The sequence below is a fragment of the Alcanivorax sp. IL2 genome (assembly GCF_047495475.1).
GTDB lineage: Bacteria > Pseudomonadota > Gammaproteobacteria > Pseudomonadales > Alcanivoracaceae > Alcanivorax.
Window position 1 is genome coordinate 1,078,157 of the sequence record NZ_CP179932.1, and the last position, 21,966, is coordinate 1,100,122.

The 21,966-nt window shown below is 58.9% G+C and carries 24 protein-coding genes; 17 read left to right on the plus strand and 7 right to left on the minus strand.

The genetic code is table 11. From position 1 onward, the window contains the following. Positions 1 to 2 precede the first annotated feature (2 nt). Genes ACMG4N_RS05065 through ACMG4N_RS05075 form a run of 3 tightly spaced genes read right to left on the minus strand, consistent with a single transcriptional unit; the run spans position 3 to position 3,269 of the window. Positions 3 to 767 (minus strand): divergent polysaccharide deacetylase family protein, encoded by a 765-nt coding sequence (locus tag ACMG4N_RS05065; RefSeq protein ID WP_297769564.1) that lies wholly within the window; start codon positions 765 to 767, stop codon positions 3 to 5. Continuing rightward, positions 767 to 2,068: a S41 family peptidase gene (locus ACMG4N_RS05070; RefSeq protein WP_297769566.1), complete on the minus strand. Its 1,302-nt coding sequence runs from the start codon at positions 2,066 to 2,068 to the stop codon at positions 767 to 769. The genes ACMG4N_RS05065 and ACMG4N_RS05070 overlap by 1 nt, the downstream gene beginning before the upstream one ends. A 40-nt stretch (positions 2,069 to 2,108) precedes the next feature. Beyond that, the gene (locus ACMG4N_RS05075) at positions 2,109 to 3,269 is read right to left on the minus strand and encodes a murein hydrolase activator EnvC family protein (RefSeq protein WP_414433029.1); all 1,161 of its coding nucleotides are present in this window, start codon (positions 3,267 to 3,269) and stop codon (positions 2,109 to 2,111) included. A gap of 112 nt (positions 3,270 to 3,381) precedes the next feature. Here ACMG4N_RS05075 and ACMG4N_RS05080 point away from each other — a divergent pair, with 112 nt between their 5' ends. From ACMG4N_RS05080 to secB, 3 genes are read left to right on the plus strand one after another with little or no spacing between them, the layout of a single operon-like run. Then, positions 3,382 to 3,798 carry a rhodanese-like domain-containing protein gene (locus ACMG4N_RS05080; RefSeq protein WP_035245184.1) on the plus strand — a complete coding sequence of 139 codons (417 nt, stop codon included), beginning with the start codon at positions 3,382 to 3,384 and terminating at the stop codon, positions 3,796 to 3,798. 13 nt (positions 3,799 to 3,811) lie between these two features. Further along, entirely contained in the window at positions 3,812 to 4,090 is a 279-nt protein-coding gene (gene grxC / locus ACMG4N_RS05085) for a glutaredoxin 3 (protein ID WP_297769572.1), read from the plus strand. Between the two features lie 13 nt (positions 4,091 to 4,103). Next, positions 4,104 to 4,577: a protein-export chaperone SecB gene (secB, locus tag ACMG4N_RS05090; protein ID WP_035245181.1), complete on the plus strand. Its 474-nt coding sequence runs from the start codon at positions 4,104 to 4,106 to the stop codon at positions 4,575 to 4,577. Between the two features lie 150 nt (positions 4,578 to 4,727). Here the strand turns inward: secB and trmL are convergent, their stop codons facing one another. Beyond that, positions 4,728 to 5,201 carry a tRNA (uridine(34)/cytosine(34)/5-carboxymethylaminomethyluridine(34)-2'-O)-methyltransferase TrmL gene (gene trmL, locus ACMG4N_RS05095; protein ID WP_414433030.1) on the minus strand — a complete coding sequence of 158 codons (474 nt, stop codon included), beginning with the start codon at positions 5,199 to 5,201 and terminating at the stop codon, positions 4,728 to 4,730. Between the two features lie 197 nt (positions 5,202 to 5,398). On the opposite strand from trmL, the gene ACMG4N_RS05100 reads away from it, so the two are divergent. Together ACMG4N_RS05100 and ACMG4N_RS05105 are read left to right on the plus strand one after the other, a co-directional pair. Continuing rightward, on the plus strand, positions 5,399 to 5,725 hold the full coding sequence (locus ACMG4N_RS05100) for a DUF4377 domain-containing protein (RefSeq protein WP_297769578.1): 327 nt from the start codon (positions 5,399 to 5,401) through the stop codon (positions 5,723 to 5,725). Positions 5,726 to 5,744: 19 nt separating this feature from the next. Then, positions 5,745 to 6,065: a DUF2007 domain-containing protein gene (locus tag ACMG4N_RS05105; RefSeq protein ID WP_297769581.1), complete on the plus strand. Its 321-nt coding sequence runs from the start codon at positions 5,745 to 5,747 to the stop codon at positions 6,063 to 6,065. A 110-nt stretch (positions 6,066 to 6,175) separates the two neighbouring features. On the opposite strand, the gene typA is transcribed toward ACMG4N_RS05105, so the two are convergent. After that, a complete protein-coding gene (typA, locus tag ACMG4N_RS05110) occupies positions 6,176 to 7,984 on the minus strand; it encodes a translational GTPase TypA (protein ID WP_414433031.1) in 1,809 nt (602 codons plus the stop codon). A 329-nt stretch (positions 7,985 to 8,313) separates the two neighbouring features. On the opposite strand from typA, the gene ACMG4N_RS05115 reads away from it, so the two are divergent. The 3 genes from ACMG4N_RS05115 to ACMG4N_RS05125 are packed head-to-tail and all read left to right on the plus strand — an operon-like array spanning position 8,314 to position 11,441. Then, positions 8,314 to 8,907 carry an ATP-dependent zinc protease gene (locus ACMG4N_RS05115; RefSeq protein ID WP_297769586.1) on the plus strand — a complete coding sequence of 198 codons (594 nt, stop codon included), beginning with the start codon at positions 8,314 to 8,316 and terminating at the stop codon, positions 8,905 to 8,907. 1 nt (position 8,908) lies between these two features. After that, entirely contained in the window at positions 8,909 to 10,435 is a 1,527-nt protein-coding gene (locus tag ACMG4N_RS05120; RefSeq protein ID WP_297769589.1) for an inactive transglutaminase family protein, read from the plus strand. A gap of 1 nt (position 10,436) precedes the next feature. Then, positions 10,437 to 11,441 (plus strand): alpha-L-glutamate ligase-like protein, encoded by a 1,005-nt coding sequence (locus ACMG4N_RS05125; RefSeq protein ID WP_414433032.1) that lies wholly within the window; start codon positions 10,437 to 10,439, stop codon positions 11,439 to 11,441. Here the strand turns inward: ACMG4N_RS05125 and ACMG4N_RS05130 are convergent. After that, positions 11,431 to 12,375 carry a metallophosphoesterase gene (locus tag ACMG4N_RS05130; RefSeq protein ID WP_414433033.1) on the minus strand — a complete coding sequence of 315 codons (945 nt, stop codon included), beginning with the start codon at positions 12,373 to 12,375 and terminating at the stop codon, positions 11,431 to 11,433. The two genes, ACMG4N_RS05125 and ACMG4N_RS05130, sit on opposite strands and share 11 nt — an antisense overlap. A 156-nt stretch (positions 12,376 to 12,531) precedes the next feature. On the opposite strand from ACMG4N_RS05130, the gene ACMG4N_RS05135 reads away from it, so the two are divergent. From ACMG4N_RS05135 to glnG, 6 genes are all read left to right on the plus strand, one after another. Further along, complete coding sequence (locus tag ACMG4N_RS05135) at positions 12,532 to 13,629, plus strand: tRNA (5-methylaminomethyl-2-thiouridylate)-methyltransferase (protein WP_297769598.1); 1,098 nt, start codon at positions 12,532 to 12,534, stop codon at positions 13,627 to 13,629. A 155-nt stretch (positions 13,630 to 13,784) separates the two neighbouring features. Further along, positions 13,785 to 14,036: a sulfurtransferase TusA family protein gene (locus tag ACMG4N_RS05140; RefSeq protein WP_414433034.1), complete on the plus strand. Its 252-nt coding sequence runs from the start codon at positions 13,785 to 13,787 to the stop codon at positions 14,034 to 14,036. A 229-nt stretch (positions 14,037 to 14,265) separates the two neighbouring features. Beyond that, positions 14,266 to 15,672, plus strand: coding sequence for a glutamate--ammonia ligase (gene glnA, locus ACMG4N_RS05145; protein ID WP_297769605.1), 1,407 nt, complete (start codon positions 14,266 to 14,268; stop codon positions 15,670 to 15,672). A gap of 154 nt (positions 15,673 to 15,826) precedes the next feature. Beyond that, the gene (locus ACMG4N_RS05150) at positions 15,827 to 16,567 is read left to right on the plus strand and encodes a DUF4124 domain-containing protein (protein ID WP_297769608.1); all 741 of its coding nucleotides are present in this window, start codon (positions 15,827 to 15,829) and stop codon (positions 16,565 to 16,567) included. 136 nt (positions 16,568 to 16,703) lie between these two features. Further along, positions 16,704 to 17,813, plus strand: a complete 1,110-nt coding sequence (glnL, locus tag ACMG4N_RS05155) for a nitrogen regulation protein NR(II) (RefSeq protein ID WP_297769611.1) — start codon at positions 16,704 to 16,706, stop codon at positions 17,811 to 17,813. 55 nt (positions 17,814 to 17,868) lie between these two features. Continuing rightward, positions 17,869 to 19,302 (plus strand): nitrogen regulation protein NR(I), encoded by a 1,434-nt coding sequence (gene glnG / locus ACMG4N_RS05160; protein ID WP_297769614.1) that lies wholly within the window; start codon positions 17,869 to 17,871, stop codon positions 19,300 to 19,302. A 174-nt stretch (positions 19,303 to 19,476) separates the two neighbouring features. On the opposite strand, the gene ACMG4N_RS05165 is transcribed toward glnG, so the two are convergent. Continuing rightward, positions 19,477 to 19,944: a nuclear transport factor 2 family protein gene (locus ACMG4N_RS05165; protein ID WP_414433035.1), complete on the minus strand. Its 468-nt coding sequence runs from the start codon at positions 19,942 to 19,944 to the stop codon at positions 19,477 to 19,479. Here ACMG4N_RS05165 and pip point away from each other — a divergent pair. The 3 genes from pip (at position 19,943) to ACMG4N_RS05180 (ending at position 21,961) form a co-directional block, all read left to right on the plus strand. Beyond that, complete coding sequence (gene pip, locus ACMG4N_RS05170) at positions 19,943 to 20,866, plus strand: prolyl aminopeptidase (protein ID WP_297769620.1); 924 nt, start codon at positions 19,943 to 19,945, stop codon at positions 20,864 to 20,866. The two genes, ACMG4N_RS05165 and pip, sit on opposite strands and share 2 nt — an antisense overlap. Continuing rightward, the gene (gene dtd, locus ACMG4N_RS05175; protein WP_297769623.1) at positions 20,863 to 21,300 is read left to right on the plus strand and encodes a D-aminoacyl-tRNA deacylase; all 438 of its coding nucleotides are present in this window, start codon (positions 20,863 to 20,865) and stop codon (positions 21,298 to 21,300) included. Before pip ends, dtd begins: the two co-directional genes overlap by 4 nt. Before the next feature lie 178 nt (positions 21,301 to 21,478). Next, the gene (locus tag ACMG4N_RS05180; protein WP_414433036.1) at positions 21,479 to 21,961 is read left to right on the plus strand and encodes a DUF3015 domain-containing protein; all 483 of its coding nucleotides are present in this window, start codon (positions 21,479 to 21,481) and stop codon (positions 21,959 to 21,961) included. Positions 21,962 to 21,966 lie beyond the last annotated feature (5 nt).

A 21,966-nucleotide genomic window follows, 5' to 3' on the forward strand; every position in this document is an offset into this window, starting at 1 on the left:
ACTCAGGACCCGGCGTGGGTGCTATTTCCCGTAGTGGCAGTGTCCAGCGCCGGGGTGTCCAGTAGCGAAGAAACCGGCACCACTTGAATGCCGGCATCGTCCATCAATGGCAGTACCTGCTGCAGATAATGGACGGTTTCCGGATAAGGGTGACCGATGGCAATCGCCTGGCCGCGCTGGCGGGCCAGGCGGATCAGTTTGTTGAACTGGGCATTGATCTTGGCCAGATCACGCTCGTTATCCAGGAAGATATCGCGTCCGGCGTTGGCCAGCCCCTGTTGCCGTGCCACCCGCTGGGCCACTGAGCGGCCACTGGTGCGGCTATCCACGAAGAATAGTTGATGGGCTTTCAGTTCTGCCATCAGCCAGCCCATGGGTTCGTCCTGTTCGGTGAGTGCACTACCCATGTGGTTGTTGAGGCCCCGTGCCTGGGGGATCTGGCTGAGTGCCTGGCGTACGGTATCGAGTAGTTCGTTTTCGCTGATTCCCTGCTGGAGTCCGCCGCGATCCAGGCGAATATGCTCACCGGCGGCCATGGGCAGATGGACCAGCACTTCCTTGCCGGCCCGGCTGGCGCGCTCGGCCAGTTTGCGCCCGTGCGGGGAATAGGGGATCACCGCGCAGGTCACCGGCGCGGGTAGATCGGCAATGGCCTGGCCGTTCTGGCGGTGATAGCCCAGATCATCAATGATGATGGCAATGCGCGGCTGGGCTGTGGCAGTGGCTGTGGCCAGCAACAGCACCAGACCCATGGCGAGACGGCGCATCAGTGGCTTTCGTGATTGCGGGCCAGTACCACGCCTTTCAGCACGGACAGGGCCTGAGCCAGGGCGTAATCTTCCTGGGCAAGGGACAGGCGCTTGCCGTCGTCGCGACTTTCTCCGTTTTCGTTGTTCAGGTGACGGGGCAAGTCTGCTTCTCGTACCTGCATGTCTTCACGGACTTCGAGCTTGGTGACCACGTCCACGGCGATGTCCGGTTCAATGCCTTCGGCCTGAATGGAGCGACCATCGGGTGTGTAGTAACGGGCGGTGGTCAGCTTCAGGGCCTTGTCCTTGCTCAGCGGCAGCACGGTCTGTACCGAGCCCTTGCCGAAGGTGCGATTGCCCACCACGATGGCGCGGCCCTGATCCTGCAGGGCGCCGGCGACGATTTCCGAGGCGGACGCGCTGCCGCCATTGACCAGCACCACCATGGGCATGCCATTCAGGCGGTCGCCGGGTTTGGCATTGAAGTCGCTGCGGCTGCTTTTCTCGCGGCCCTGGGTATAGACAATCAGGCCGTTGTCCATGAACAGGTCGGCCACTTCCACGGCGCCACCCAGTACGCCGCCGGGGTTGTTGCGCAGGTCCAGCACCAGGCCGCGCAAGCTGTCTTCCTTGGCCAGCTTGTCCAGGGCCTTGCGGGCATCGTTGCCGGTATTGTTCTGAAATTGGGAAATGCGCAGATAGCCCAGCCCGGGCTCCAGAATGCGGGATTTGACGCTGTGCAGCTGGATCTTGTCGCGCTCGAGGGTGACCTGGTGGGGTTTTTCATCCCCTTCGCTAAGCACCATCAGTTCGATTTCCGAGCCGATCTCGCCGCGCATCAGTTCCACGGCCTCGCTCAGGGTCAGCCCTTTCACAAAGGTCTGGTCTATTTTCAGGATCAGGTCGCCGGCCTGGATGCCGGCCTTGCTGGCCGGGGAGCCGTCCACCGGGGTAACCACCTTGACGAAGCCGTCTTCCATGGTGACTTCGATGCCCAGGCCGCCGAACTCACCGGTGGTGGTGACTTGCAGGTCGTCAAACTGGTCCGGGGTCAGGTAGCTGGAGTGGGGGTCCAGTTCGTAGAGCATGCCGCGAATGGCGGATTCCAGCAGTTCGCGGTCATCAACCTCATCGATATAGGCGCTGCGGATGCGTTCCATGACTTCGGCAAAGGCACGCAGTTCATCCACGGGCACGCCTTGCTGGCGGGCCTGTTGATCCAGTGCCGGGTCTTCGGCATGAAGGCTGGCGAGGGGGACGGCTGATAGCAGTGCCGTCACCACAGCGGTGCGCAGAAAGGACAAGGTTGGCGTTGGCATTCAGTATCCCCGGCAGGCACGCGACATCAATGCGCGCGCTTTAATCATTTGTGTTTTGGGCCAGTGGCGGCAGTGTAACACGGCGATTACACCAGCGTGTGGGGTTCACTGCCTTGCCGCGATGGCGTATCTCGAAGTACAGACCACTGGCACGATTGCCGCCGGAATTGCCAGCCAGCGCCAGGCTGTCACCGGCTGATACCCACTCGCCCACTTCCCGCAACAGGCTCTGGTTATAACCATACAGGGTCAGGTAGCCGTTGCCGTGATCGACAATGGTGAGCAGGCCGTAGCCGCGCAGCCAGTCGGCAAACACGACGCGGCCGGCGTACACCGACCGCACCGGTGTGCCGGCAGACGCATTCAGGATGACTCCCTGCCAGCGTAGCGCCCCTTCGCGGGCACTGTTGTAGCTGGTGCCGATATTTCCATCCAGAGGCCATGGCAGTTTGCCGGCCAGCTTGCCGAAGGGTTTGCCTCCCAGGTCGGCGGGGATATCGTCGAGACTGCGCTGCATGTCTGCCAGCAATTTTTCCAGCTGCTGTTGGTCTTGCTTGAGCTGGTTGAGGCTGGAGCTGCGGTCATCCAGGGAGCGGTTCAGGCTGGCCAGGGTCTGCTGGCGGCTTTTCTGGGCCCCCTGCAATTTATCGGCATGGCGCTGTACGTCGCTGCGCTTGTCGAGCAGGGCCTGGCGTGCCTGCTCCACGCGCAGGCTGACAGCCATCAGTTCATCAAGCTCACCATTCACCTGTTGCAAGCGATCACTGCGAGCACGCTGGTAGTATTCCTGGTAGCGCAGCAGGCGGGCAATCTGGTCCGGTTGCTCCTGGTTCAGCAGCAGTTTGATGCGTTCCTGGCGGCCGGCCTGATAACTGGCGCGTACGGTTTTGGCCAGCCAATTGAGCTGGGTCTGTTTTTCCCGGGCCAGTTGAGCCTGTTCCTTTTCCAGTTTGGCCAATCGTCGGCGTGCCTCGCCGGCCTGTTGTTCCAGATTGCGTTGCTCCCGGGACAGGCGGCTGATGCGCAGCTCGGCTTCGCGCAAATCCGCCTGAACCGAATCGCGCTTGCGCAGTTCCCGGTTCTGGGCGGCACTGAGCTCGCTGATGCGGTCCTTGAGCTGCTCCAGCTGGGCCTTTGAGGGGGTATTCTCGCCCCAGGCCAGGGCGGGCAGAAGTAATAGCAGCAGTATTCCGGGGCGCATGGTTTTACCTTACCCCCTTGCGGGTGTGTATACTTGGCGCCGATTTTCCATCGGCGCGGGGCTGTCCAATTATCTGCACAGTGTCGGCCATTGCCACTGATTCGGGGTTCCAATGAGCCAATTGCTTGAATTTGCCAGTAACCATTACCTTCTGGTGTCCGCCTTTTTTCTGCTGTGGGCCGTTTTCTTTGTGCTTGAGTCCCGCCGTGGCGGCAAGGCTCTGAGTCCTCAGCTGGCCACCAATCTGGTCAACCAGAAGGATGCGGTGATTGTTGATCTGCGCGATAGCGATGAGTTTCGTGCCGGGCATATTGCCGGCAGCATCAATATCCCTGCCAGCCAAGCCCTTGAGCGTATTGCAGAACTGGAAAAATACAAGGACAAACCCATTATTCTGACTTGTGATATGGGCGCCAAGGCCTCACATCTCGGTCGTCAGCTGCGTGGTAAGGGCTTTGACGAGCTGTATCGCATCCAGGGCGGACTTAACGCCTGGCGCGGGGCTTCCCTGCCTGTGGTTAAAGACTAGGCGGGAGGTGAATATGGCCAAGGTGGAGCTTTATACCACAGGTTGGTGCCCTTTTTGCGTTCGCGCCAAGCAGTTGCTGAACAGCAAAAACATTTCTTACCAGGACACGGATGTGGACCGAGAGCCTGATCAACGTGCGGTGATGATGCAGCGCGGCGGGGCTCGTACGGTGCCACAGATCTTTATTGATGACCGCCCCATCGGCGGTTGTGATGAACTTTATGCTCTGGAGCGCGCAGGGGAGCTGGATTCGCTGCTCGGCGCCAATTCGGGGGAGTCGGGAACAAGGTAACAGGAGAAAAACGATGGCCGAACAACAACAGGTTTTCCAGCTGCAGCGTATTTATCTGAAGGATGCGTCTTTCGAGTGCCCGGGAGCCCCGGAAGTGTTTCTGGAAGAGTGGAAACCCAAGGTCAATGTGCAGCTCAATAACGGCGCCCGCCGCATTGGCGAGACCGATGAATTTGAAGTGGAACTGACCGTCACAGTGACGGCCAAGGACGAGAAGGAAGAGAAAACCTTCTATCTGGCGGAAGTGAAGCAGGCCGGTATCTTCACCGTGAAAGGTGTGGAGGGCGAAGAGCGCGCCCAGTTGCTCGGCGCCTACTGCCCGAACCTGCTGTTCCCCTACGTTCGCGAAGTGGTCTCGGACCTGGTCGCCAAGGGCTCCTTCCCGCAGATGGTACTGCAGCCGATCAACTTCGACGCCCTGTACCAGCAGCAACGCCAGCAGCAGGCAAAAGCGCAGGCGGAAGCTGAGGGTGAGACGGTTCAGTAAATTCAGTGAGCAGTTAATAGTGAATAATTAACAGTTCGCGGACTGGCACTGTTGCCGGTCTTTAACGCAAGAGGCCGCGTCCAACCTTTGGGCGCGGCCTCTTGCGTTCAGGAACAGATAAAACCGTATCGCGACGCTGTTCACTGTTAACTATTCACTGTTACCTGCCCCTATGTAGTCCAGCTGTCGCCATGCCTCATACAGCGTCACCGACACTGCATTGGCAAGATTAAGGCTGCGGCTGTTCGCCACCATGGGCAGGCGCAGTTTTTGTGTGGGTGGCAGGCTGTCGAGAATGTCGGTGGGCAGGCCGCGGGTTTCCGGGCCGAATAGCAACACATCCTCGTCCGCGAAAACCGCATCACTGTGTGGCTGGCTGGCCCGGGTGGTCAGGGCAAACAGGCGCCGGCCCGCCATCGCTTCAAGGAATGCAGAAAAATCCGCATGCACGGTGAGGTGGGCCAGTTCGTTGTAGTCCAGTCCGGCCCGGCGCAGTTTCTTTTCTTCCAGGGAAAAGCCCAACGGCTCGATCAGGTGCAGGTGAGCTCCGGTGTTGGCGGCCAGGCGAATGATATTGCCGGTATTGGGCGGGATTTCTGGTTCGAACAGTGCGATATGGAGCATGGGAACCTGTTTCAAGTCTGGGCGCAGCGAATTCTGTCGCCGGGCTCTTATTGCGACTGCGCAGTGTAGTCATTCTACCTTAACAAGGGTAATCGCCCGTTCGTGTTGCGGCGAAGCACTGCTCTTATGTTTTGCCTTGGTGGGCCGCGCATGGTACTGCTTGTCACCTGTGAGGGAAAAATAACAAGGCTGGTACCATGATACTGAAACACACGCTGTTTGCGGCGCTGTTTTTACTGGTTGCTTGTGGTGAAAAAGAAGACAAGCCCGGCGATATTCTGCATGTTGCTCCCTACACCTCTGCCTGCATCGGTGCGGGGCCTATGGATTGTCTGCGGGTGCGCAGTGATGACGAGGCCAACTTCCAGCTTTTCTATAATCACATTGACGGTTTCGATTTCGAGCCAGGTCACCGTTACACGTTGCGGGTGAAAATAGAAGAAGTGGCATCACCGCCAGCGGATGGCAGCAGCTTGCGTTACACCCTGCTTGAGGTGGTGAGCAAGGAAGCGGTCAACCCCTGATGAATGAGAGGGCGCTGCTGTGAAATGTGTTTTCCGTGCCCGCGACGGTATTGAGGCGCATATGCTGGCGGACCTGCTGGAGCAGGTGGGTATCATGGCGCAGGTTCAGGGTGACATGCTGCAGGGGGCCGTAGGAGAACTGCCTGCGGCGGGCCTGGCGTCAGTGTGGGTGGCGGAAAGCGATGAGTCGCGAGCTCGTGAGGTGATCGCCGAGTTTGAGACCAGTCAGCCGGCAGACACGGTGCAAGCGGCTAGCCCGGACGCGCAGCGCTCTTTCTCCCAGGGTTTGTTGCTGGGAATGGTGATTGGCGCGGTGGTGATGTTGATGCTGCTGCGTTGAAAAAGGTTGGACACAAAAAAAACCGGGCGATGCCCGGTTTTTTTGTGTCCAACGTTGGCGTAGAGGGTGGAATTCGCTTTGCGCATTCCACCCCGCGACCATTGTTGCGGTTACCGTCCGGCGCGCTTGCGCTCGGTTTCGGTAAGCAGCTTCTTGCGGATACGCAGACAGTTCGGGGTCACTTCCACCAGCTCGTCATCTTCGATGAAGTCCTGTGCCTGCTCCAGGCTGAAACGGATCGGCGGAGTCAGGACGATGTTTTCATCGGTGCCGGAGGCGCGCATGTTGGTGAGCTGCTTGCCTTTGGTGGGGTTGACCACCAGGTCGTTGCCGCGGCTGTGGATGCCGATGATCTGGCCTTCGTACACATCCACGTTCGGGTCGATCAGCATGCGGCCACGCTCCTGCAGGTTGAACAGGGCGAAGCCCAGCACCTTGCCTTTCACCATGGACACCAGCACACCGTTGATGCGCTTGGCCATGTCGCCGGCCTTGTATTCGCCGTAGTGGCTGAATGTGCTGTTAAGGATGCCGGTACCGGAGGTGAGGGTCAGGAACTGGCTGCGGAAGCCGATCAGGCCACGGCTGGGTACCAGGAATTCCAGGCGTACCCGGCCCTTGCCGTCCGGCTCCATGTTGGTCATTTCCGCACGACGCAGACCCAGATGCTCCATGATGGAACCCTGGTGTTGCTCTTCCACATCGGCGATCACGGTTTCGTAGGGCTCCTGCTTGACGCCATCCTCTTCACGGATGATCACCTGCGGGCGACCCACGGCCAGCTCGAAGCCTTCGCGGCGCATGTTCTCGATCAGCACAGACAAGTGCAGTTCGCCACGGCCGGAGACGCGGAACTGGTCGGCGCTGCCGGTTTCTTCCACGCGCAGGGCCACGTTGTGCTTGAGCTCCGCTTCCAGGCGCTCGCGGATCTGGCGGCTGGTAACGAATTTGCCGTCCTGGCCGGCGAACGGCGAGGTGTTCACGTGGAAGAACATGCTCACGGTGGGCTCGTCCACGCTCAGCGGTGGCAAGGCTTCCACGCTGGCCGGATCACACAGGGTGTCGGAAATGTTCAGTGGGTCCAGGCCGGTGATGCAGACGATTTCGCCGGCGGAGGCGGTGGGGGCGTCAACACGCTCCAGACCGTGATAGCCCATGATGGTGAGGATCTTGCCATTGCGTACCTTGCCGTCGGCGCCGATCACTTTCACTGGGCTGTTGGCCTTGATGTTGCCGCGCTTGACCCGGCCGATGCCGACGATGCCCAGGTAGCTGTTGTAGTCCAGGGACGAAATCTGCATCTGGAAGGGGCCAGCGGCGTCCACGTTCGGGTAGTCCACCTTGTCGACGATGGTCTGTAGCAGCGGGGTCATGTCGTCGGCCATGTTGTCCGCTTCCAGGCCGGCAATGCCGTTCAGGGCGGAGGCGTAGATTACCGGGAAATCCAGCTGCTCGTCGGTGGCACCCAGATTGTCGAACAGGTCGAATACCTGATCCATGACCCAGTCAGGGCGCGCGCCCGGGCGGTCGATCTTGTTGATCACCACGATCGGCTTGAGGCCGGCGGCAAAGGCTTTCTGGGTGACGAAACGGGTTTGCGGCATGGGGCCGTCGACAGCGTCCACCAGCAGCAGTACGCAATCCACCATGGACATAACCCGCTCCACCTCGCCACCGAAGTCGGCGTGGCCAGGGGTGTCGACGATGTTGATGCGGTATTCATTCCACTGGATGGCGGTGTTCTTGGAGAGGATGGTGATGCCCCGTTCCTTCTCCAGGTCGTTAGAGTCCATTACCCGCTCAATATCGCCAGCGCGATCTCCCAGGGTGCCGGACTGTTGCAACAGCTTGTCCACCAGGGTGGTCTTGCCGTGGTCAACGTGGGCGATGATGGCGATATTGCGCAGACGTTCAATCACAGATGTAGCTCCGTTAAGAAATGGGCGGGATGACGCTCGTGCCTGATCTCGACCTGTACGCAGCCACGTAGTGGGCGTTGAAAAGGGTCTGGCATCCCGCGGGGGCGCGCATTATACCAGCGCTGAGCGCAGGTGATAGCCCGTCGGTCAGGCTTTCGCATAACATTTACGAATGTGAAAAGATTCAAAAATTCACGGTTGTTCCTGCGAGTCGGCTGCGGATCGCCTAGAATGGCGCAACCATTTTCCCGGAGAAGGGTCAGACCAACCGTCTTTCTCCGTTGTCGGTGCCGATAATCCGGCAATAACGCTTTTATAATCAGGTTGTTATGATGCGAATCCCCTTGGTGCTGATAGGGGCGCTGGTGCCTGCTGTGGCCCTGTCCGAGGTGCCACCAGTCAACAAGAGAATCTATGGTCTGCACGAGAGTGTGCATATCGGTGAACTGGGTATTACTGTGCCGGCCAAGCTGGACACCGGGGCGGACTCTGCCTCACTGAGCGCCCGTTACATAAAGACCTTTGAGCGTGACGGGGTGAAAATGGTTGAGTTTGATATAGCCATCGACCGGGATGACCGTGAGGAATGGGGCATCCAGCAGAATCAGTGGGATGACGTGGAATTGCCGCTGGCCGGGCATGTGCGGATAAAACGCCGGGCAGAGAGTGTTCAGGACGGCGAGCGGGATTTCAGCCGCCGGCCAATGGTGACGCTGACGGTCTGCATGGGCAATCGGCGGCAACAAATTGATGTCAACCTGACCGATCGCAGCGAGTTTCGCTATCCGCTGTTGATCGGGGCAGAGGCCCTGAAGGGCCTGGGAGCCCTGGTGGATCCGTCGCTGTCCCATTCTGTCGGGACGCCGCGCTGCCAGGAAGAGCAAGAGGATACACTGACGATGGAGGCTGCCGGGGCGCATTAACATGGGGTCTGTCAAACTACAGGCACGGATTTTGGCCGTGTTTCTCTTGCTGCTGGGCGGCGGCAGTATCGCTTACCAGTTGCTGGTACAGAAGGTGCCGCTGACTCAGGACGAGAAGGACCCGGTGTGGGTGGTGGACGCCCAGGTCAGTTTCACTGCCCGGGCCAACAAGCCGATCAAGGTGCGCATGTTCGTGCCGCCCCAGGGAGCAGGCTATACCACCCTCAACGAAAGCTTTATCTCCAATAACTATGGCGTGAACGTCAATGTGGAGAAAGGCAATCGGCAGGTTACCTGGTCTGCCCGTCGTGCCGAAGGCAATCAATATCTTTACTACCGGCTGATGCTCACTCCCCGTTTTGCGGAAACCCGGGAGAATGAGCCAGGCCCTCAATTCCGTCCAGCACCGGTGCTGGACGGCGCGGAAAAACTGGCTGCCGAGGCGCTGTTGCAGCCGATCCGTCAGCATTCCGCTGATGTGGAAACCTTTATCGGCGAGACCATCAAGCGGGTAAATGAGCTGGAAAACGACAACGTCCAGCTGTTACTCGGTGGTGATGTGAGCCCGGAAAACCGGGCCCAGGTGGTGGATCTGCTGCTTGCCATGTCTCACATTCCTGCTCAACCGGTACATACCTTGCGATTGGTGGAAAGCCAGGAGCAGCAGCCTGAGTTGTGGTTGCGGACCTATAACGGCAAGCGCTGGCTGTACTTCAATCCGCTGGATGGTCAGCAGGGTTTGCCGGATGACCGCTTGGTGTGGTGGAGCGGCAGCGAGTCGTTGCTGAATATCGAAGGCGGACGCTCGGCGAATATGACGCTGAGCGTGCACCGCAATGAAATGAGTGCCCTGCAACTGGCGCGTTCCCTGCGGCTGCAGGATGCCAGCAGCTTTATCGATTTCTCCCTGTACGAGTTGCCGCTGCCCTCTCAGCAGCTATTCCGTATCCTGATGATGATTCCGGTGGGCGTACTGCTGGTGCTGCTGATCCGCTCCCTGGTGGGCATGGAAACCCTGGGCACGTTTACGCCTGTGCTGATTGCTCTGGCTTTCCGGGAAACTCAGGTGATCTGGGGGGTGCTGCTGTTTACCTTCATCACCGCCATCGGTCTGTCGGTGCGCTCCTATCTTGAGCATTTGAAACTGCAGTTGCTGGCGCGGCTCTCCATTGTGCTCACTTTCGTGGTGATCCTGATGGCGGTCATCAGCCTGCTGGGCTATAAGCTGGGGGTGTCGTCGGGGCTGTCGGTGGCACTGTTCCCCATGGTGATTCTGACCATGGTGATCGAGCGGGTTTCCATTGTCTGGGAAGAGCGGGGTGGAACCCAGTCCCTGAAAGTGGCTCTGGGTACCCTGGTGGCGGCGGTGTTGTGTCATTTGCTAATGGTATGGCCGCCGCTGGTCTATTTCGTCTTTACCTTCCCGGGTGTGCTGTTGTGCATGTCTGCAGTGATGGTGTTGATGGGGCATTATCGTGGCTACCGTCTCACTGAGCTGTTGCGTTTCCGGGCCATGGTGGAGCGCTGACATGTTCTGGTCAAAGACCCGCAAGGCCCTGCGTGCCCGTGGCGTAATGGGTATCAACCAGCGCAACGGTGATTACATTCTCCGTTATAACAAACGCAGTCTCTATCCGCTGGTGGACGACAAGTTGCAGACCAAGCAGATGGCGCTGGATGCGGGCATTCGGGTGCCGGAGCTGTACGGTGCCATTGCCACCGAACAGGGCATCAGCACCTTGCACCGGGTGGTGGAAACCCATCGGGATTTCGTCATCAAGCCGGCTCAGGGTGCGGGCGGTGACGGCATCATGGTGATTGCCGACCGCTTCGAGGATTATTTCCGCTCTGCCTCCGGGCGCATCGTTACCACCGAAGAGCTGGAGCATCATATCTCCGGAATCATCTCCGGTATTTATTCTCTGGGCGGCCACCGCGATCAGGCCCTGATCGAATACCGGGTGCGCTCCACAGAGCTGTTCAATCGCATCAGTTTCGAGGGGGTGCCGGATATCCGCATCATCGTGCTGCAGGGGTACCCGGTGGCGGCCATGCTGCGCCTGCCTACCCGCCAGTCCCAGGGCAAGGCCAACCTGCACCAGGGGGCCATTGGCGTGGGGCTGGATCTGTCCAGCGGTGTGACCCTGGGCGGTACCTGGCACAACCAGAGAATCGAGCGCCATCCGGACACCGCCAATGCAGTGGCGGGCCTGACCGTGCCGGACTGGGAAGATTGTCTGGAGCTTGCCGCCCGTTGTTATGACCTGACCGGCCTGGGTTATCTGGGGGTGGACCTGGTGATGGACCGTGAATTCGGGCCGATGATGCTGGAGCTGAATGCCCGACCAGGGCTTAACATCCAGATTGCCATGGATGATGGTCTGCTGCGTCGCTGCAGTATTATCGAGGATCACCTGGACAGCCTGGGCAATACCCGTCGCCCGGTGGCGGAACGTATCGCTTTTTCCAAAAAGCATTTCGCCGTGGCCGGGCCGGTGCCGGTTAGCGAACCTGATCCCGCCGTTACTCCCTGATTCCCTGACCGCGTTGATCCCCCTCCCATAGCAGCGAGATCAGCGGGTCGTCGGGATTTCCCAGCACACTGTAGAAGCGGTAGTTGGCGCGCAGGCTGTTGCCGTCGTCGCGCATATCCAGCGTTACAAGACCATGGGTGGCGCGGGTGAAGTGCTGGTTGCCGCTGGGCTGGCCCAGGTCATTGTTGATGCTGGCGGAGCCCGAGATCAGTTGCCGGGTGCCCTGGTATTGCCCCTCGTCGGATAAAATGTGGTCGTGGCCGCCCACCAGCAGATCCAATCTGCCGATCAGCTTGTCGCGAAGATGCAGCGCTATCATTTCCCCGGCGTTGCCGTGGGAGCCGGAGCTGACCATGGGGTGGTGTGAAAAGGCCAGACTGAAGCCGCATTGGTGGCGTTGAGCCGTTTCCATGGCCTGCGACAACCAGGCTCCCTGGCGGCGCAGGTAATACCATTTCTCGAACCAGGTGGTCTCGAGGCTGAATGCGCAGGCGTCCGGCCACTGCTCGAAATAGTAGTAGTGGGGGAAGTGGATCAGCGGGTGGCGCCGCGCCACCTCCAGCCAGGCGTCGGCATTCTGCTTCCAGTCGTGGTTGCCCAGCACCAGATAAACCGGAATACCGGCATCCAGAGCCGGGCCAAGCGGGGCAAAGAAACGACTTTCCAGCAGCGGATCCTCCGGGCTGGTGATGCCGTCCGGGTAGACCAGGTCACCCAGGTAGCGCACCTGATCGCAGTCCAGCAGCACCAGTGCCCGGCCCACCGCCATAGAGGGGGCGTTACCCCAGCCGCCATCACCGATTACGCACAGACGCTGCCCGGCCAGGGGCTCCTTGTGTAGCAGCCACGGGCCATGAGGAGTGTGCCACCACCAGCCCAGACTGGCGGCGGCGATGAGCAGGGTCAGCAGTTGTAGCAGTAGGCGAAATTGCATGGAGCCCCGTGGGGTGGCCAGGAATGTCGAGTCTGGACCAGCGATATGACCCTCAGGTGACAGCCGGGCCTGGGTGAAGGGTGCGTCAGGAGGGCGTGATTGCTATACTTCGCCGCCCATTTTTTGAGCGCCGATCAAGGCAGCAGGTTTTTTCACATGACGTCTTCTGTAACTGAGTCAATCCAACCGATTAAGCGCCGCGCTATCGCACTGGTGTCCGGCGGACTGGACTCCATGCTGGCCGTCAAGGTGATGCAGGAGCAGGGGATAGAGGTGGAAGGCGTGAATTTCTTTACCGGTTTCTGTGTGGAAGGCCATACCCATGCCATCCGCAAGAAAGACAAGGATAAGGAAAAGCGCAACAACGCCCTGTGGGTGGCCGAGCAGCTTGGCATCAAGATGCACATCATTGATATCTCCGAGGAGTACAAGGATGTGGTGCTCAACCCCAGGCATGGCTACGGGGCCAACCTGAATCCCTGCCTGGACTGCAAGATTTTCATGGTCAACCAGGCCACCCTGATGATCAACAAGGCCCGGGAGTTTGCCGGAGATCGGGGGTTTGATTTTATCGTCACGGGCGAGGTGATCGGCCAGCGCCCGAAAAGCCAGCGCAAGGCCACCATGCCGATTATCAGCGCGGAATCCGGCGCCGACGAGCGTCTGCTGCGACCGCTATGCGCGAAGAACTTGCCGGCTACCCTGCCAGAACGTGAAGGCTGGGTAGACCGGGAGTCCCTGCACGATTTTTCCGGCCGCAGCCGCAAACCGCAAATGGCCCTGGCCAAGAAGTTCGGGCTGGATGACTTTGCCCAGCCCGCCGGCGGTTGCTGCTTCCTTACCGACGAATCCTATTCCAACAAGCTGGCGGATCTGTGGAAGGCCCGCAACGAGCGTCGCTACGAACTGGATGACATCATGCTGTTAAAGGTGGGGCGTCATATCCGTCCGCAGCCCCACTTAAAGCTGATCATCAGCCGGGAGGAAGGTGAGAACCGTTTCCTGGAGGGATATCGCTACCAGTTTACCAGCATCACTACGGTGAGCTGCCCGGGGCCTTTGGCCCTGGTGGATGGCAATTTCCAGAATGATGAGGAAATGCAGCAGGCGGCGGCGATTGTGGCCCGTTATTCCAAGGGGCGTTCGTCGGATGAGGTTACCCTGGAAGTGCGCAGCCCGGATGGTGTGGCGCGCCAGGTGACTGTTGAGCCGTTTCACCCGGATGCGGTGCCGTTGGCCTGGAATGTAGGGTAAAGCAGCGATGAGCTGTTAGCTGCGAGGAAAACAAACAATGTTGCTGGGGTTGTGCTTCGTTTGGAGCGCGGCACCATCTTTAGAAGCTAGAAGCTAGAAGCTAGAAGCTAGAAGCTAGAAGCTAGAAGCTAGAAGCTAGAAGCCAAGGATTCCTGATGACCGAAGCTTTTCACGAACTGGATGTGCGCCGCATGCTGTGTCCCATGCCGGTGATCAAGACGCAGAACAAGGTGCGCACCCTGGCCTCCGGTGATTGCCTGCGAGTGGTATGCACGGACCCCGGCGCGCTGAGCGATATCCCTGCCTGGTGCCGGATCAACGGGCACGAGGTGGTGGAAACCGGCGAGGCGGGCAATGAGGTGTTTGTGGTCCTGCGGGTAGGCGAGGACAGCGGTGCACTATTTTAGTGCAACAAAATGGTGCAGTGCACCACAGTAACGCACCGTAAGGTGCTATTTTTCCCTTGATTCTGTATTTTGGCGTCAAATGCGCTAAAAAAGGGCTGGCATGGAACTTGCCTCCCTATTGGCAAAGCAGGCCTGGTGGCCGAGAATACCGGCTCTCTGTTCTGCCCTGATGCGGGGCGGGGCGATGAGCCAGAGACAAACCCGCTGTTCCTTAGGAGGACGCACGACAATGTCTGAAAAGACCCTCAAGCTGATTAAAGATAATGATGTGAAATGGGTGGACCTGCGCTTCACCGATAGCCGTGGTAAGGAGCAGCACGTAACCCTCCCCGTGGGCGAAATCGACGAAGATTTCTTCCAGGATGGCAAAATGTTCGATGGCTCTTCCATTGCTGGCTGGAAAGGCATCAACGAGTCCGACATGGTGATGATGCCTGACGACTCTACTGCCGTGCTGGACCCGTTCACTGACGTGGCCACCGTTAACCTGCGTTGTGACATTCTCGAGCCGAACACCATGACCGGTTACGAGCGTGACCCGCGTTCTGTTGCCAAGCGTGCTGAAGAGTACCTGAAGGCTACCGGCATCGCGGATTCCGCGCTGTTCGGTCCGGAGCCGGAATTCTTCGTATTCGATTCCGTGCAGTGGAAATCCGACATGCAGGGTTCCATGTACAACATTCACTCCGAAGAAGCCGCGTGGGTTTCCCACGAAGACTTCGAAGGTGGCAACATTGGTCACCGTCCGGGCGTGAAAGGCGGCTACTTCCCGGTTCCGCCGGTAGATAGCCTGCACGACCTGCGTGGCGCCATGTGTTCTGCCATGGAGTCCATGGGGCTGAAGATCGAAGTTCACCACCACGAAGTGGGCACTGCTGGCCAGTGTGAGATCGGTGTTGGCGCCAACACCCTGACCGCCAAGGCTGACGAAGTGCAGATCCTCAAGTACTGCACACATAACGTGGCCCACGCCTACGGCAAGACAGCTACCTTCATGCCCAAGCCGCTGATCGGCGATAACGGCTCCGGTATGCACGTTCACGTGTCCCTGGCCAAAGACGGCAAGAACCTGTTCGCCGGTGACGGCTACGCTGGCCTGTCCGACGAAGCGCTGTACTTCATTGGCGGCATCATCAAGCACGCCCGTGCCCTGAACGCCTTCACCAACGGTTCCACCAACTCCTACAAGCGTCTGGTGCCCGGTTTCGAAGCCCCGGTAATGCTGGCTTACTCTGCCCGTAACCGTTCTGCTTCCATCCGTATTCCGTTCGTGAGCAGTGCCAAGGCCCGTCGTATCGAAGCACGCTTCCCTGATCCGTCTGCCAACCCCTACCTGTGCTTCGCGGCACTGCTGATGGCTGGCCTGGACGGTATCAAGAACAAGCTGCACCCTGGCGACGCCATGGACAAGGATCTGTACGATCTGCCGGCTGAAGAAGCGAAAGACATCCCGACCGTGGCGCACACCCTGACCATGGCCCTGGATTGTCTGGAAGCCGACATGGACTTCCTGACCGAAGGTGACGTGTTCACCAAGGACATGATCGAAGGCTACATCTCCCTGAAGCGTGGTGAGATCGAGCGTCTGAACATGACCCCGCACCCGGTCGAGTTCGATATGTACTACTCCTGCTAATTTCCTTCGGGAAACATTGCAGAAAGAGGGCCCCCGCTTGTCGGGGGCTTTTTTTGTCTGTGTTATTCTGCTTGAAGCGCCAATTTGTGCATTTGGCCCTTTCCCGTGCTTTATGAGCGAGTGAGAATCAAGGGTAGGTTCATGGGAGGCGATAATGAAGAAAACAGGAATGCTGATGGCCGGGCTGCTTCTTTGCTTCGGCGGACTCCATGCTGAGACAAAGGTGGAGGGAGAGGGCGAAGAGGCCAAGGCGCCGGCTAAAATATATCGGTCTGTGGATAAGCATGGAAATGTGATCTTCAGTGACCAGCCGGCTGAGGATAAGGGGGCCTCAGAGGAGGTGCACTTGCGCACGCCCAATACGGTACCCATGAAGCAGGTAAAGCTTCCTCAGGTTGACTCTCAGGCCGCTGAAGAAGAGCAGGCTGAGGAGTACCGCACTCTTGTAATCACCAGCCCTGAGCCGGAAAGCACGATCCGTAATCCGCGGGAGCCAGTGCCGATAGTTGTCGATCTGCAGCCATCCCTTCAGGGGGAGGATCGTCTTGTCCTGTTTGATAATGGGGAAGAGCAGCCGGGGATGGAGTTGAATACCATCATCCGGGGCACGCACTCCCTGGTGGTAAAAGTGATCAACCCGGATGGTGAAGTCTTGATCAGCTCTGAGCCTGTGCGGGTCTACGTTCATCGCAGCACGGTGCAGAATTTCCAGAACGGGCCGGGAAATGGAAACAATAGAGATCCCAACGCCATAGGCGATCCTGCCAGTCGCGGCAGCCCGGCAAAGGCGGGTGAAACGGCATCATCCGGCAGGCCTGCGGGGGCGGGGGAGGCGGCGGGCCCGGGAAAGCCCGCCCGCCCGGCCCAGCAGCGCCCCGTTCTGACTCCTCGATAATGCACCATATCTGTGCGCCCCTTCCCTGAATCCCGCTACACTCATCATCATGGGGCTGCGTTTTCTGCTGTGACGACCTGAAGCCGTGCATCTGCGGCGTTGGCAGAGATGGCCTGATAATTGCTTATGCCCTGTTATGGGCCAACAGTTGATGGGTGGTGTCACCTTGCACAAACGTTTACTCGATCACCTGCGCACCGCAGTGATCATGCTTGATGACAATCTGCAGGTCCGCTACCTGAATCCGGCGGCGGAAATGCTGCTGGCGACCAGTGTCAGTCGTGCCATGGGGCAGCCGTTACCGGACTATTTCTTTGATGACGAGGAGGCCCGTGCTGCCCTGCGCCAGTGCATTCGGGATGAGCACCCCTTTACCCGTCGAGAGGCCCGCCTGGCGGTGTCTCCCGGCTATGAAATAACGGTGGATTACTCGGTCAGCCCGATCAATGAGCCGGGCCAGACGCTATGCCTGTTGATGGAAATGCAGCCGCTGGATCGGCTATTGCGCATTACCCGGGAGGAGGCGCTGATTCATGCCCATCAGGCCACCCGGGCGCTGGTGCGCGGTGTGGCGCACGAGATCAAGAATCCACTGGGCGGCATCCGCGGTGCTGCACAGTTGCTGGAGCGAGCCCTGCCGACCCCGGATCTGACCGAGTACACCAAGGTCATCATTGATGAAGCGGACCGGTTGCGCACGGTGGCGGATCGTATGCTGGGCCCGCGTAAACCGCCGGAATTCAAGGCGGTGAACATCCATGAGTGCCTGGAGCATGTACGCCAGTTGTTGCTGGCGGAACATCCCAAGGGTGTGTCCATCTGGCGGGATTACGATATCAGTTTGCCGGATGTGATCGCCGATCGGGATCAGATGATCCAGGTGCTGCTCAATATTATCCGCAACGCCACCCAGGCCTTGCTGGAGTCGCACACCGAGGATGCCCGCATCATCATGCGCACCCGGGTGTTGCGGCAGTTCACCATCGGCTCCCTGCGTCACCGTCTGGTGCTGCGGGTGGATATTGTCGACAACGGCCCGGGCATTGCCCCGGATGTGCAGGAGACCCTGTTCTATCCCATGGTCAGTGGCCGGGCCAGTGGTACCGGGCTGGGATTGTCCATTGCCCAGTCCATCATCAGCCAGCATCAGGGGCTGATCGAGTGCGAAAGCGTACCGGGCAATACCGTATTCAGTATTTTGCTGCCAATGGAGCAGCCGGAAGTAACGGAGAGCGAACAGTCATGAGCGCCTATGTAGCCGTGAGCAACGACAACAGTGAAACCCCAGGGAGAGGCCGGTCATGAGCGTAACCGTATGGGTAGTCGACGATGACCGTTCCATTCGCTGGGTGCTGGAAAAGGCACTGAGCCAGGAGGGTTACGCGGTAACCTGTTTCGAGGATGGTGATGAGGCCCTGAATACCCTGGAAGCGGGTGGTCAGGAGCCGGAGGTGCTGATCAGCGATGTGCGTATGCCGGGCACCGATGGTCTGCGCATGCTCAAGATCCTGCAGCGCAAGAATCCGGACCTGCCGGTGATTATCATGACCGCCCATTCCGATCTGGATTCGGCGGTGGCCTCCTATCAGGGCGGGGCCTTTGAATACCTGCCCAAGCCTTTTGATGTGGATGAGGCGGTAGCGCTGGTGCGCCGCGCCATCAAGCACCGGGAAGAATCCCGCGGTGAACAGCCCGCAGCGGTGGAGGAAGAATCCACCGAAATTATCGGTGAAGCACCGGCCATGCAGGAGGTGTTTCGCGCCATTGGCCGGCTCAGCCATTCCAACGTCACCGTATTGATCAATGGCCAGTCCGGTACCGGTAAGGAGCTGGTGGCACGGGCCCTGCACAGCCATTCCATGCGTCGGGAAAAGAATTTCGTGGCCCTTAACATGGCAGCCATTCCCAAGGATCTGATCGAGTCCGAACTGTTTGGCCATGAAAAAGGGGCGTTTACGGGTGCCAACAACCAGCGCGTTGGCCGTTTCGAGCAGGCCAATGGCGGCACCCTGTTTCTCGATGAAATCGGTGATATGCCGCTGGAAGCGCAGACCCGTCTGTTGCGGGTATTGCAGGAAAGTGAGTTTTACCGGGTCGGTGGTACAACACCAATCCATGTGGACGTGCGGATTATTGCTGCCACCCACCAGGATTTGGAAAAACTGGTGAAGGAAGGGGACTTCCGGGAAGATTTGTTCCACCGGTTAAACGTGATTCGCATCCATATTCCGCGTATGGCCGAGCGCCGCGAAGATATTCCCCGGCTGGCAAATTATTTTCTCCAGCGTGCAGGCCATGAATTGGGTGTGGAGCCGAAAATTCTGCACAAGGATACCGAGAAATATCTGTCTGCTCAGGCGTGGCCAGGCAATGTGCGGCAGCTGGAAAATACCTGTCGCTGGCTGACCGTAATGGCGTCTGGCCGCGAAGTCCTGGTGGATGATTTGCCCCCGGAGTTGAAAGAAGCGGGTGCGGCCAAGGGGGCTGATGTGTCCGGCGACTGGCTCAAGTCTCTGCGCAACTGGGCCGATCGGGCTCTGTCTCAGGGTGAGCGAAGCATTCTTGAGCAGGCGGTTCCCGGCTTTGAGCGCACCATGATCGAAGTAGCCTTGCAGCACACCGGCGGCCGTAAGCGAGATGCCGCCGCTTTGCTCGGCTGGGGTCGCAACACCCTCACCCGCAAGATCAAGGAGCTGGATATGGAGGGGCAGTTGAGTGGCGGGGAGGAGGATTGATAAAGCAGTTAACAGTTAATAGTGAATAGTTAACAGTTCGCGGGACTGGATTTCAGGTTCTGCAACGCAAGAGGCCGCGTCCATACTCTGGGCGCGGCCTCTTGCGTTGGGGAATAACGAGCGCAAAATCGCGAACTGTTTACTGTTTACTGTTTACTGTTTACTGTTTACTGTTCACTCTCTAAGCCCGTTCGCTGTCAGTCCCTCAATCTTCCACTCCCCGTCTTCGCGCCAGTCACTCACCACCCGGTAGCTATCGGCATTGTCGGGCATAACACTTTGGCCTCCCCAGGCGAAGGCGGTGAAGGTGACGCGGGCGTGGCGCTGGGTGACCGGATCCAGCTCGATGTTGACCTGGGTGATGGCCAGCTGGCGCTTCGGGTAGCGCAGGAAGGTTCCCATCAGTAGACGCCGCACCTCGTCCCGTTGCAGGGAGTGGCTGCCCCGCTGAATCTCTGCCGGGTCGGTGAGCGTGTCCATCACAGCGCCGGTATCACCGGCTTCTATTGCTGTTTCGAGATTTTGCAGCGCGTCCAGAATCGCCTGCTCGGGGGGTGTCTTGCTGCAGCCGGCGACCAACAGTTGCAGGGTAAACAGCAGCAGGTATGCTGAGGTCTTTCTGCAGACAAGTGCAGCTCTCATGGCGTTATTCCCCTTGCCGGACAGTTATCGGCAGTCTCTGGTGTCGGTAGGCCAGGGGCACCAGCTTTACGTGGAAGAAAGCGGCAACCCGGACGGTGTGCCCGTGGTGGTGCTGCACGGCGGGCCCGGTGGCGGTTGTTCGCCGTTTATGCGCCGGTTTTTCGATCCCCGACGGTTCCGCATTATTCTCTTCGATCAACGAGGTAGCGGTCAAAGTCGTCCCTTGGCGTCGATCCGTGACAATACCACCGCGCATCTGATTGCTGATCTTGAGTCTCTTCGCGAAGCCCTGGGTGTGCAGCAATGGCGAGTGTTCGGTGGCTCCTGGGGTGTCACTCTGGCGTTAGCCTATCTGGCGGCGCATCCGCAGCGAGTCGCCGGTATGGTGTTGCGGGGCGTTTTTCTTTGCCGGCAGCAAGACCGTGACTGGCTTTATACGTCAGGGGGTGCGGCGAGGCTGTTTCCTGAGGCGTGGCAGGTATTGCAGCAACAAGCGCCGCCTGGCGAGGGGAACCTGCTGCAGCGCTATCATCAGGGGCTACAGGGAGATCGAGCCCGCTATCATGCCCGCAGCTGGTGTAACTGGGAGTCTACTCTGGCGTTAACGTCAGTGTTGCCGCCCGGTGACGCCAGCGATGATGAGTTATGCATGGCCATGCAGGAAACCCATTATTTTCTCAACGACGGTTTTCTGGCCACGCCATTGCTGGCGGCTTGTGCCGGCATGACCCTGCCGGTGGAAATTGTTCACGGCAGCCGGGATTTCGTCTGCCCGGCAGATCAGGCCCTTGCGCTGCATCAGGTCTTGCCGGGCAGCCGCCTCCACTGGGTGGAGGGGGGCAGTCATTCGTCTTCTGACCCGGCGATTGCCAATGCGCTGGTGGCGGCAGTGAAGCGACTGGAAAAGAGGATTGACGATTGAAGGTGTTGTTGCAGCGTGTCAGCGAAGCATCGGTAACGGTATCCGGCGATTGTGTAGGGCGTATCGGTAAAGGTCTGCTGTTGCTGGTTGGTATTGAGGTCGGTGACGATGAGGCTACGGTCGCGCGGATGGCAGAAAGAACGGTGGGTTACCGGGTGTTTGCCGATAGCGATGAAAAGATGAACCTGGATGTGCGGGATATCCATGGGGCAATTCTTGCCATATCCCAGTTTACTCTGGCGGCGGATACCCGCAAAGGGCGTCGGCCCAGCTTCAGCAAGGCTGCCCCGCCGGAGCAGGGGAAAAAACTGTACGACTGCTATCTGCGGGAACTGGAGAAGCAGAATATTCCAGTGGGCAGTGGTGTATTTGGTGCCGACATGCAGGTTCAGCTCGTCAATGATGGGCCCGTCACATTTCTTTTGAGCTCGTGACAGCGGCTTTGCAATTGTATTGCAAAGGCTCTCGCCTTGTTTATGATGAAGTTTGTTACCTGATTACGGGTGACGGGGAGAGCACGGAGCAGCATCGCTGCAACAGGGTTGCGAAATACAGCCTGGTGCTGTGAAGTATCCCCAGGGACGACCTATAAAAACTTGGAGGTATCTCAGAATGAAAAAGACGCTTATCGCTGCCACTCTGCTTGGCGCTTCTACTTCTGCCATGGCCGTAGCACCGGGTGGTCCGGGCTGTGGTTGGGGCAACTTGTTGTTCGAAGGCAACTCCGGTCTGCCCATGCACCTGCTGGCGACCATTGTGAACGGCACCTCCGGCAACGCCACCTTTGGTATGACTACCGGCACCAACGGTTGCGATACCAATGGTTCCCTGACCTACAGCGGCCAGAGCCTGCTGGGCATGACCGGTGTGATGGAAGAAGTGGCTCAGGATATGGCTACCGGTGAAGGCGAAGCCCTGACCGCACTGTCTGTATCCATGGGTGTCGAAGCTGGTGATCGTGCCCGTTTCAATGCCGCCATGCATGAAAACTTTGCTGTTATCTTTCCGCACCAGGATGTAACCGCCGAGGAAGTCATGGCCAGCATCACCGAGGTAATGAAGCAGGACGAGAACCTGTCCAAGTACCTGGCGTAAACGGT

Coding starts and splice junctions, on each gene's coding strand:
- ACMG4N_RS05065 (WP_297769564.1), bottom strand. CDS start 767: ATGCGCCGTCTCGCCATGGGTCTGGTGCTGTTGCTGGCCACAGCCACT.
- ACMG4N_RS05070 (WP_297769566.1), bottom strand. CDS start 2,068: ATGCCAACGCCAACCTTGTCCTTTCTGCGCACCGCTGTGGTGACGGCA.
- ACMG4N_RS05075 (WP_414433029.1), bottom strand. CDS start 3,269: ATGCGCCCCGGAATACTGCTGCTATTACTTCTGCCCGCCCTGGCCTGG.
- ACMG4N_RS05080 (WP_035245184.1), top strand. CDS start 3,382: ATGAGCCAATTGCTTGAATTTGCCAGTAACCATTACCTTCTGGTGTCC.
- grxC (WP_297769572.1), top strand. CDS start 3,812: ATGGCCAAGGTGGAGCTTTATACCACAGGTTGGTGCCCTTTTTGCGTT.
- secB (WP_035245181.1), top strand. CDS start 4,104: ATGGCCGAACAACAACAGGTTTTCCAGCTGCAGCGTATTTATCTGAAG.
- trmL (WP_414433030.1), bottom strand. CDS start 5,201: ATGCTCCATATCGCACTGTTCGAACCAGAAATCCCGCCCAATACCGGC.
- ACMG4N_RS05100 (WP_297769578.1), top strand. CDS start 5,399: ATGATACTGAAACACACGCTGTTTGCGGCGCTGTTTTTACTGGTTGCT.
- ACMG4N_RS05115 (WP_297769586.1), top strand. CDS start 8,314: ATGATGCGAATCCCCTTGGTGCTGATAGGGGCGCTGGTGCCTGCTGTG.
- ACMG4N_RS05120 (WP_297769589.1), top strand. CDS start 8,909: ATGGGGTCTGTCAAACTACAGGCACGGATTTTGGCCGTGTTTCTCTTG.
- ACMG4N_RS05125 (WP_414433032.1), top strand. CDS start 10,437: ATGTTCTGGTCAAAGACCCGCAAGGCCCTGCGTGCCCGTGGCGTAATG.
- ACMG4N_RS05130 (WP_414433033.1), bottom strand. CDS start 12,375: ATGCAATTTCGCCTACTGCTACAACTGCTGACCCTGCTCATCGCCGCC.
- ACMG4N_RS05135 (WP_297769598.1), top strand. CDS start 12,532: ATGACGTCTTCTGTAACTGAGTCAATCCAACCGATTAAGCGCCGCGCT.
- ACMG4N_RS05140 (WP_414433034.1), top strand. CDS start 13,785: ATGACCGAAGCTTTTCACGAACTGGATGTGCGCCGCATGCTGTGTCCC.
- glnA (WP_297769605.1), top strand. CDS start 14,266: ATGTCTGAAAAGACCCTCAAGCTGATTAAAGATAATGATGTGAAATGG.
- ACMG4N_RS05150 (WP_297769608.1), top strand. CDS start 15,827: ATGAAGAAAACAGGAATGCTGATGGCCGGGCTGCTTCTTTGCTTCGGC.
- glnL (WP_297769611.1), top strand. CDS start 16,704: ATGGGCCAACAGTTGATGGGTGGTGTCACCTTGCACAAACGTTTACTC.
- glnG (WP_297769614.1), top strand. CDS start 17,869: ATGAGCGTAACCGTATGGGTAGTCGACGATGACCGTTCCATTCGCTGG.
- pip (WP_297769620.1), top strand. CDS start 19,943: ATGGCGTTATTCCCCTTGCCGGACAGTTATCGGCAGTCTCTGGTGTCG.
- ACMG4N_RS05165 (WP_414433035.1), bottom strand. CDS start 19,944: ATGAGAGCTGCACTTGTCTGCAGAAAGACCTCAGCATACCTGCTGCTG.
- ACMG4N_RS05180 (WP_414433036.1), top strand. CDS start 21,479: ATGAAAAAGACGCTTATCGCTGCCACTCTGCTTGGCGCTTCTACTTCT.